Source organism: Bacillus sp. EB V-12, from assembly GCF_056158125.1.
In genome coordinates, this window is sequence record NZ_JBUXJL010000004.1 from 410,858 (window position 1) to 418,568 (window position 7,711).

General features: G+C 35.2%; 6 protein-coding genes. 3 read left to right on the top strand and 3 right to left on the bottom strand.

What is annotated here, in order from left to right; all coding sequences use genetic code 11:
- Positions 1-119: 119 nt before the first annotated feature.
- Positions 120-2,726, bottom strand: coding sequence for a phosphoenolpyruvate synthase (ppsA, locus tag ACZDYH_RS17420; protein ID WP_434712292.1), 2,607 nt, complete (start codon positions 2,724-2,726; stop codon positions 120-122).
- 463 nt (positions 2,727-3,189) lie between these two features.
- Here ppsA and ACZDYH_RS17425 point away from each other — a divergent pair, with 463 nt between their 5' ends.
- Positions 3,190-4,047 carry an MBL fold metallo-hydrolase gene (locus ACZDYH_RS17425; protein WP_426938267.1) on the top strand — a complete coding sequence of 286 codons (858 nt, stop codon included), beginning with the start codon at positions 3,190-3,192 and terminating at the stop codon, positions 4,045-4,047.
- A gap of 311 nt (positions 4,048-4,358) precedes the next feature.
- The gene (locus tag ACZDYH_RS17430; RefSeq protein ID WP_069604368.1) at positions 4,359-4,835 is read left to right on the top strand and encodes a YndM family protein; all 477 of its coding nucleotides are present in this window, start codon (positions 4,359-4,361) and stop codon (positions 4,833-4,835) included.
- A 35-nt stretch (positions 4,836-4,870) separates the two neighbouring features.
- On the opposite strand, the gene ACZDYH_RS17435 is transcribed toward ACZDYH_RS17430, so the two are convergent.
- Together ACZDYH_RS17435 and sasP are read right to left on the bottom strand one after the other, a co-directional pair.
- The gene (locus tag ACZDYH_RS17435) at positions 4,871-5,386 is read right to left on the bottom strand and encodes a DUF3231 family protein (protein ID WP_001986359.1); all 516 of its coding nucleotides are present in this window, start codon (positions 5,384-5,386) and stop codon (positions 4,871-4,873) included.
- A 294-nt stretch (positions 5,387-5,680) separates the two neighbouring features.
- On the bottom strand, positions 5,681-5,893 hold the full coding sequence (sasP, locus tag ACZDYH_RS17440; protein WP_000517671.1) for a small acid-soluble spore protein, SasP family: 213 nt from the start codon (positions 5,891-5,893) through the stop codon (positions 5,681-5,683).
- Positions 5,894-6,158: 265 nt separating this feature from the next.
- Between sasP and ACZDYH_RS17445 the strand changes: the two genes are divergently transcribed.
- Complete coding sequence (locus tag ACZDYH_RS17445; RefSeq protein ID WP_000649085.1) at positions 6,159-7,292, top strand: zinc-dependent alcohol dehydrogenase; 1,134 nt, start codon at positions 6,159-6,161, stop codon at positions 7,290-7,292.
- Positions 7,293-7,711: the final 419 nt, after the last annotated feature.

Below are 7,711 nucleotides of genomic sequence, written 5' to 3' on the forward strand. Positions count from 1 at the left end.
TACATTCTGATTCATCAATATTTCAGAAAATATTGATGAAAGTTGATAAAACTATTAAAATCATAAAGAAATCGTCCACTATATTTAGTGGACGATTTCTTTATTTATCTAAAATACAACTACAACACTTCAATATATCCTTCTGTTCCATGTACCCGAATTCGTTGCCCGTCTTTTATTAGTTTCGTAGCGTTCTCTACTCCAACAACTGCTGGCAGGCCATACTCACGTGCAATCACTGCTCCATGCGTCATAAGCCCGCCGACTTCAGTGACTAACCCTTTTATAGAAACAAACAAAGGTGTCCACCCAGGATCGGTAAATGCCGTAACTAATATATCTCCATCTTCCAAATTCGCGTCTTCCATGTTTAAAATAACGCGTGCTCTCCCCTCAACCACTCCAGAAGAAACAGGCAAACCTACAATGGCTTCAGCTGGGAGATTTTCGCGTTTGTACTTACCTGTAATGATTTCTCCATCAGACGTGATAACACGCGGGGGTGTTAGTTTTTCATATAATTTGTACGCATTTTTTTGTTTATGAATAATCTTATAATCTAGTTTATTTGTGCGGACGACTTCGTAAAGTTCTTCAAAAGTTAGATAGTATATATCTTCTATTTCATCCAGAACATTATTTTGCACAAGTTTCTCTGCTTCTTTCAGTAATGCCTGCTTATATATGAAATAACGATGAATCATGCCGTATTTCGGATATTCACGATAACCGATGAAATTGCGGATATTACAAATCATTCTCTTCGTCTCTTCTACTTTTTGTTCCCCATCCGGCAAGTGCTGCAATCGCTCTAACAGCTCTTCTTCTTTTTTCAAAGCTTCCTGCAGCCCTTCTTCAAACTTCCGTTTACTAGCACCATATTCAAAGTCCCTTATATGATTCAAAATCATCGGTATAATTGTAGCTGGCTGTTCACTCCAGCGCGTTTTCGTAATGTCGATTTCTCCGCTGCATCTCATTCCATATTTGCTTAGAAACGCCCCGATTGCATCCCGAACTTTTCCCCCGCCTTTAAACTGAATTAATTCATCTAAAAAGCTGTCATCTTCTACATGCTGTAAATACGTAATGACTTCTGGATACGGCCGAATCACATCTGCCACATCCAATAACGCTAGCCCCATTTCTGATGTAATATTATGTTGTACAGATTGTGAAAGTACATCTGCTGCATTCTTTTCCCCTAACCATTGTTCCATCTTTTCATTAATCCATGATGAAGCATTCATACCTGCCATAATGATAGCTATACTTTGCGAGTTAAATAATACTTTCTTTAATTGCTGAATGTCTTCTAAAATAAAATCAAGTACATCCACCCCTGATTTCGTTTGCATGTTTCGTTTTAACTCTTCTATTGATGATTCACTATTCTTTATTAAATTCGTAACGATTTCCGGATCGTTTTCAGGTTGTGGTTGCGAACTTGCAGGTGGCACTTTTTTACTAAGATCCTTTTCTTTTTCATCATCCGATAACAATTCAATAAAATTCTCTCGCTCAATTACAGTCGTTAATGCATCTCGTATGAGCGGATCCGATTTACCTAAAGTGTTTATTAAGTAATCTCTGCTAGCAGGTGAAGCTAGTCTTTGCGTAGCATCAACAAATAGCCTGCCTCCAGCTTTACACATAGGTGCACTAGTCGTTAACAGGAAAAAAGATAAACCTAATGGTTTCATCGCATCGGTCATCATTTGTTGGTGACCAACTGATATATACACGTGATTTTTCCCATCATTTACTTCTGGAATTGGATATAAAGTCGTAATCGGTCTGCTTTGGACTATATAAATTGTATCATCAACTAAGCACCATTCAATATCTTGCGGACAACCAAAATAAGCTTCGATTTGTCTTCCGATGCGTGCTAGTTGTAAAATCTGTTGTTCAGTAAGTGTTTGAATTTTTTGCTGATTAGGAGCAATTTTCTTCCTCTCTGTTCCGCCTTCTTTTCGTCCATAGATGGCTAATTTTTTCGTTGCGATGACCTTTTCGACGATTTCGTCTTCTTTTACCTTATAATTATCGGCAGAAACCAATCCAGATACTAGCGCCTCGCCAAGTCCAAAGCTGGCATCGATTGATAACACCTTCCTATTCGAAGTAATTGGATCCGCAGTAAATAAAATCCCTGAAGCCTCAGGGAAAACCATTTTTTGAACGACAATACATATAGAAACTTGATCATGATCAAAATCGTTTTGCATTCGGTATATAACTGCTCGATCTGTATATAAAGAAGCCCAGCATTTTTTTATATGCTGCAAAATGTTTTCTTTTCCAATAATATTTAAATACGTATCTTGTTGACCAGCAAACGAGGCATACGGTAAATCTTCAGCAGTAGCACTAGACCGCACTGCATACGCATGTTCATCGCCAAAGTGCGAGAGATAATGAGCTACTGATTCCACTACATCAACTGGAATTTCCACCGCCATAATGACTTCTCTAATCTGCTTACTAATTTCACCAATTCGATCTCGTTCCTCAATTTTTAGCATTGTTAATTGATTCAACAAAGTTTGAAATGCTCCATTTTTTCCGATGGCCTGTTCATACCCTACCGTTGTAACACAAAATCCTTCTGGCACTCGTATCCCTTGAATATTGGATAACTCCCCTAAATTCAATCCTTTTCCACCAACGAGAAAAAGCTGCGTTTTTTCTATTTCCTGAAAATCGAGAACGAAAGAACTCATTTGGCACCTCTCCTTACTATTCATGTGTTCTTGATTGTAACAGTAGTAAATGAGAAGAAACAGTCTATTTCGAACGTAAATTACATGATATAATTAAGTTAGGAAGAGATTATCACTTCTATTTCCCCTCTAATTCACTTCAATTACATCACCAAACTTAAACATTCTTTGATTATGAAAAGCAATCATTAGACATAATGGATTTCTATCGACCTTTGTTATGTCTTTTTTATATAAATCTTTTATTAAGCCATAAATCCGCCTCAAAAATAGTAGAATCTGTGACTTTAAAAGCAATATTTTTTGTTTGCACTTTATATAAATTGATATGAATCCCTCTTAATTCTAGGACTAAATTATTGTTTTTAATCCCACATTAATTCTTTTCTCAAATTCGCCAAAATGAATTTTCAAGATTAGGGAACTATAATGTCGTATTAAAATATATTAAGGGGGAGAAAAATTGGACAATGAAATGAATTATGGAAGTGATTACAAGTTTATTCCAGCAACTTCAATTGAAAGTGGTCACGGCATCGAAGTATTACCTGATTTATTTTGTTACACGATTCAAATTGTCAATATATGCTTTGTTGGAAATCCGCATACCAATGATTTTGTTTTAGTTGATGCTGGAATGCCTAAATGTGCAAATGAAATTATCTCTATCGCTGAGGATCGATTTGGTACCAATAGTCGCCCAAAAGCAATTATTTTAACTCACGGTCATTTTGATCATGTTGGGGGGATAATTGAACTCATCAAGCATTGGGATGTTCCCGTCTATGCACATCAAATGGAGCTACCGTTCCTGACCGGACAACAAAGCTATCCAGAACCAGACCCTACAGTTGAAGGTGGTATGGTAGCGAAAATGTCTCCTCTGTTCCCAAACGAACCAATTGACTTAGGAAATAACGTAAAAACGCTACCTACCGATGGAACTGTTCCCCATATGCCAGAGTTTAGATGGACTCATACACCAGGACATACTCCAGGGCATATTTCATTATTCCGAGAAAAAGACCGAACTTTAATCGCTGGGGACGCTTTTGTTACAGTGAAACAGGAGTATCTGTATAAAGTAATAACTCAAGAACAGGAAATAAGCGGTCCGCCTCGTTATTTAACAACAGACTGGAAAGCCGCTAAAGAGTCAGTTCTTAAGCTAGAGAAGTTAAAGCCTCTAACCGCTGTTACTGGACATGGAATACCGATGTCGGGTGAATTGCTATCAACAAGCCTCAAAACACTCGTTCAAGAATTTGATAAAATTGCTGTACCTGATTACGGAAAATATATAGATAAAAAGATGCATTAAACGCGGAAATACTTTGTTTATTTTCACATTAATGAATCAAAATATAATGCAAAATCAAAACACCAAAGAATATTAAGTTTAATATGAAAAAAACTGTACTTAGGCAACATCTCTATTATAAGAATGGAACTACCCTTTATGAATAAAGCTCGATATTCCGCAAATACTATCCATAGTATAAGCCTGCTTCTTACCCAGGTTGTACTTCTTACCATTAAAGGGTGATTAAAACGGGTTACGCTATATAAAAGCATAATCCGTTTTTAATGAAATATTGTATTCCATATACATTTAAACAATGGAGGAAAATAATGAAACATATTGTTGCCTTATTAATTAAATACACAGCGATAACTGCAGTATTGCTAATCATGCTCAGTATCTTTCAAGGCATTTCAATTCCTAGAGTATTATTAATTTCTCTTTTCCTTACGGGAACTGCCTATTTAATCGGAGATCTCTTCATTTTACCTAAATACGGAAATGGGATTGCTACAATGGCAGATTTCGGTTTAAGCTTCTTTGGAATTTGGTTATTAACATCCTTGTTTACTAATTTAGATGCTACTCATAATATTGGATTTACTTCATTTTTAGCTGCTTTAATTATTGGCGGAATAGAAGTTTTCTTCCATATTTATATGCAGAAGTTAGTACTGCGTAATGACAATGAATTAAGAGAACATAATCATATTCACCATGATAAATACGCTATGGAGATATCAGATGAATATATGGATTCTTCCACAATAAATAAATCCAAGCTTAAGGATACATCTAAAAAATAAAAAAGTGGCCAACGCCACTTTTTTATTTTTGTTTATTACGCTTGGTCAGAATTTCTTACATGTAATGGAGGTGGAACTACCCATCCCTTTTTCTTACTTAAACGTAGCAGAGTTACACCTGCCTGCGCTTTTTTCATATGAAATTGTCCGAATAGCATACCTACATCTTCTCGAAGACATTTTCCCATTACTTGACTACATGTCACAAGTCCAGCTGCTAATCCTGTAGAAACAGCTGCAGCAATTTCAACATCATTAATACGTGCTCCAGGAGGAATGTCTTCGATAGATGCAACTGGTCGTTCTGGAGGAGCAGGCGGTAAAGCGACCCCATTAATCTTTAAAAGAGCTTTTAATTCTTCTATTTCCGAATTCATATCATTTTCAATTAAGCCTTCTAAAAACTTCTTCAAATCTTCATCACCTGTGTGATTCATAAACACTTGATGGCTTGCAATTGCACCCTGTGCAGCAAGAAGATAACTCCAAATGTCAAATACTTCTCCGTAATGTAAAGGTTCATTTTGAGGATTTCCACTTAATATACCCATTTTTAAATTCCTACCTTTCGAAAATATCATAATAAATATTGATTTCAATATTGAAATCAAATTTTTAAGTATGCTTTTTCCTGCAAAAGATTTTCTACTATGCATGGAAAACACCTTTCCAACACTGCGTGTTTATTGTTTAGGAAAGTAGTTTACAAATTAAATACTCAAAGATTATGAAAGAAGATTATCAATAATCTTTGAGTGAGAATCTGTTTAATATAAGGTTTTTTATTTTTATGAATACACAAAAGAAATTGATTTACATATTTGCTATATTTTAAGCTAATTTACTTAGCGGTTAGCTCTACCACCAAGTTGTTGTTCTGCCATTGCTACTAAACGTTTTGTAATTTCACCACCAACAGATCCGTTTGAACGAGCTGTTGTATCTGCACCAAGTTGCACACCAAACTCTTGTGCAATTTCATATTTCATTTGATCAAGAGCTTGTTCAGCGCCTCGAACTAATACTTCATTACGACTTCCACTATTATTTTTTCCCATATTGTTTCACCTCCGATGTTTTTAATATGCTACAAATTATGAAATAATAATTATCCTTTTTATGGAAATTAGATTATGAATAAAAATTGATTTTTTTCTTAAAGTAGGGCAAAACATATAAGAAAGAATAACTGATATAACATACTTTCATAACAACACTATGTATACTTTCTAATTCCCTTCAGTAAATAAAAGAAAGATTTCTATTTCACCAAGAGATTAAATAAAATTATGTTTTGAGACATAATTCAAAAGGAGATATGAGATGAAAGCTGTAACCTATCAAGGACCAAACCAAGTACAGGTTAAACAAGTGGATGATGCAAAATTAGAGAAAAAAGATGATATTATTGTAAAAATTACTTCAACCGCTATTTGCGGTTCTGATTTACATCTATATCAAGGCAACATGCCCTTACCTCAAGGATACATTATCGGCCATGAACCAATGGGAATCGTTGAAGAAGTCGGGCCAGATGTCACTAAAGTGAAAAAAGGCGATCGTGTTGTCATCCCCTTCAACGTTTCTTGTGGACATTGTTTCTATTGCCAACATGAAATGGAAAGTCAATGTGATAACTCAAACCCTCATTACGATTCTGGTGGATACTTTGGTTATACAGAGAAATTTGGTAATCATCCAGGAGGACAAGCAGAATATTTAAAAGTTCCATTTGGTAATTTTACTCCATTTGTTATACCGGAATCATGCGAACTTGAAGATGAATCCCTACTATTTCTATCAGATGTTTTACCAACAGCCTATTGGAGTGTAATAAACGCAGGCGTTAAGCCAGGTGATACTGTTATCGTCCTTGGTTGTGGACCTGTTGGATTAATGACACAAAAATTCGCTTGGATGCAAGGTGCTAAACGTGTAATTGCAGTGGATTACTTAGATTATCGGATGAATTATGCAAAAAAGATTAACAATGTTGAGGTATTTGAGTTTACAAAATTCCCCGATATGGGAGAACATTTAAAGGAAATTACACATGGCGGTGCTGATGTAGTTATTGATTGTGTGGGGATGGATGGAAAAAAATCGCCTCTAGAATTTCTGGAACAAAAATTAAAATTACAAGGTGGAACTCTCGGTCCTATTCAAATCGCTACGAAAGCCGTAAGAAAATATGGAACGGTTCAAATGACCGGCGTTTATGGTGGCAATTATAACGCCTTTCCACTCGGTGCATTTTGGGTTAGAAATATTAATCTTAAAATGGGACAAGCACCTGTCATTCATTTTATGCCGGAACTATTTGAAAAAATAACAAATAAAGAATTTGATCCAAAAGAGATTATTACACACAAAATTCCCCTTGAAGAAGCGAGTTATGGTTATCAGATTTTTAATAATCGTGAAGACGACTGTATAAAAGTCATTCTGAAGCCTTAAAGCTACAATTCATTATTCTTAATGAAAAGATAAGATTACATTTCGTAATCTTATCTTTTTTTATTAAATGCTAAGTATCTATCCCCTATTTTCATCTCACATCTAAAATAGTTATTTTCAAAAACTTTGCATTTTGAGGTAATAAATAATTGGTAAAAACATGAATTAAAGTATTAAGTAACCAAATAGCGGACACGATAACAATGTTAACTAACTTAAAAGTGATGTTGATTATATTGCTGCTCCTCTTAATTTTGTTTCTATGAACTATTAAACGCCACTGTTACTTACTTATAATCTCCCTACCTCTATTCACATATAAAATCCCTATATTGTAAACAAAAAGGAGGGACTTGTCCCCCCTCTTCTTTTAATTTTTCTTTAAAAGAGTTGCTCCTGCAATCCCTGGATGTGTCATT

Coding starts and splice junctions, on each gene's coding strand:
- ppsA (WP_434712292.1), bottom strand. CDS start 2,726: ATGAGTTCTTTCGTTCTCGATTTTCAGGAAATAGAAAAAACGCAGCTT.
- ACZDYH_RS17430 (WP_069604368.1), top strand. CDS start 4,359: ATGAAACATATTGTTGCCTTATTAATTAAATACACAGCGATAACTGCA.
- ACZDYH_RS17435 (WP_001986359.1), bottom strand. CDS start 5,386: ATGGGTATATTAAGTGGAAATCCTCAAAATGAACCTTTACATTACGGA.
- sasP (WP_000517671.1), bottom strand. CDS start 5,893: ATGGGAAAAAATAATAGTGGAAGTCGTAATGAAGTATTAGTTCGAGGC.
- ACZDYH_RS17445 (WP_000649085.1), top strand. CDS start 6,159: ATGAAAGCTGTAACCTATCAAGGACCAAACCAAGTACAGGTTAAACAA.